Below are 1,762 nucleotides of genomic sequence, written 5' to 3' on the forward strand. Positions count from 1 at the left end.
ATGATCTGGTCGATCCCCTCGGCGGCGGGCGCCGTGGGAAACGAAATCGACGTCGCAACGATCAATGCGGTGGCACATGCCCCCATCAGGAGCCGCGCCGCGAACCCGCGCGCAACGAACATGGTTTGGTCCTGTTGGTCCTCAATACGCTTCCAACAAGGTGCCCCCACCCTTGCCGGCCTCGATTGTCCCCCCGCAGGGTGAACATTCCGTTGCCGCAAGGTCGCCGGCGGTGCCCGTCAGGGCGTGCCGACCCGCTTGCCAGGTGCCCGGAAGGTCTCTGCTTGCCCCGCCGAACGGCTGAAACTATGGTGCGCGACTATGGCCAAAGGGCGGAAAAGCCGCGGCCTTAATCTGTCGCCGGCCTGAACGATGGCCGGTCTCAACCCGAGGAAGACCAACAAATGCTGCGCGGTTCGATCACGGCACTCATCACTCCGTTCTTGAACGGGGCCGTGGACGAGAAAGCGTTCGCGGCCTTCGTGGATTGGCAGATCAAAGAGGGATCGCACGGCCTGGTGCCGGTGGGGACCACGGGCGAAAGCCCGACGGTCAGCCACGAGGAGCACCGTCGCGTCATCGAGATTTGCGTCGACGTTGCCGACCGGCGCGTGCCGGTGATTGCCGGCGCCGGCTCGAACTCGACCGACGAGGCGGTCTCGCTGACGCGCTTCGCCGAGGACATCGGTGCGGACGCCGTGCTGTCGGTCGTGCCCTACTACAACAAGCCGACCCAGGAGGGGCTGTTCCAGCACTTCTCGGCTGTGGCCAAGGCGACGTCGCTGCCGATCCTGCTCTACTCAGTGCCCGGCCGGACCGTGGTCGACATCGCCGTCGACACCATGGCGCGGCTGCGTGACGCCCATTCCAACATCGTCGGCGTCAAGGACGCGACCGCAAGCATGGAGAAGGCCTCGCTGACCCGCTCCAAGCTCGGACCGGATTTCGTCCTGCTCTCGGGTGAGGACATGACGGCGCTCGGCTTCATGGCGCATGGCGGTCATGGCTGCATCTCGGTGACCAGCAACGCCGCCCCGAAACTGTGTGCGCAGTTCCAAAATGCCTGCATGCAGGGCAATTTCGCGGCGGCACTCATGCTGCAGGACAAGCTCGTCCCGCTGCACAAGAGCCTGTTCCTCGAGAACAACCCTGGCGGTGTCAAATACGCTGCCAGCAAGCTCGGCCTCTGCGCCAACGAGTTCCGCCTGCCGGTGGTGCCGATCAGCGCAGCCAACGAGGCCGCGATCGACAGCGCCATGGCGCACGCCGGCCTGCTGAACTGAGGACCTTTGCGTTCGGCCGCTGCCGCGCCTAGATAGAGCCGATGGCAAAGGATCCGAACAAGCCCAAGATGATCGTAACGGGGCTGGCGACTGAAAATCGCCGGGCCCGCTACGACTATGAAATCCTCGAGACGCTCGAGGCGGGCATCATGCTGACCGGTTCCGAGGTGAAGTCCCTGCGGACGGGCAAAGCGCAGATCAATGATGCCTACGCTTCCCCGGAGCGCGGCGAACTGTGGCTGATCAACGCCTACATTCCTGAGTTCGTGCAGGCCAACCGCTTCAACCACGAGGAGAAGCGGCCGCGAAAGCTGTTGGTCAGCAAGAAACAGTTGGCCGAGCTTGCCGAGGGCGTCGAGCGCGCCGGCAATACTATCGTGCCGCTAAAACTATATTTCAATGAGCACGGCAAGGCCAAGCTCCTGATCGGCCTGGGCAAGGGCAAGAAGAGCTTCGACAAGCGCGAGACCGAAAAGAAC

2 protein-coding genes are annotated in these 1,762 nt (G+C 63.7%); both read left to right on the top strand.

Features of this window, described 5'->3' with window-relative positions; translation table 11 throughout:
• Nucleotides 1-404 precede the first annotated feature (404 nt).
• Nucleotides 405-1,283 (top strand): 4-hydroxy-tetrahydrodipicolinate synthase, encoded by an 879-nt coding sequence (dapA, locus tag VHD36_01040; GenBank protein HVU85875.1) that lies wholly within the window; start codon nt 405-407, stop codon nt 1,281-1,283.
• Nucleotides 1,284-1,324: 41 nt separating this feature from the next.
• Nucleotides 1,325-1,762, top strand: a 438-nt coding sequence (gene smpB, locus VHD36_01045; protein HVU85876.1) for an SsrA-binding protein SmpB, incomplete at its 3' end; no start/stop codon positions are given.

It is taken from the genome of Pirellulales bacterium (genome assembly GCA_035546535.1).
Lineage (GTDB): Bacteria > Planctomycetota > Planctomycetia > Pirellulales > JACPPG01 > JACPPG01.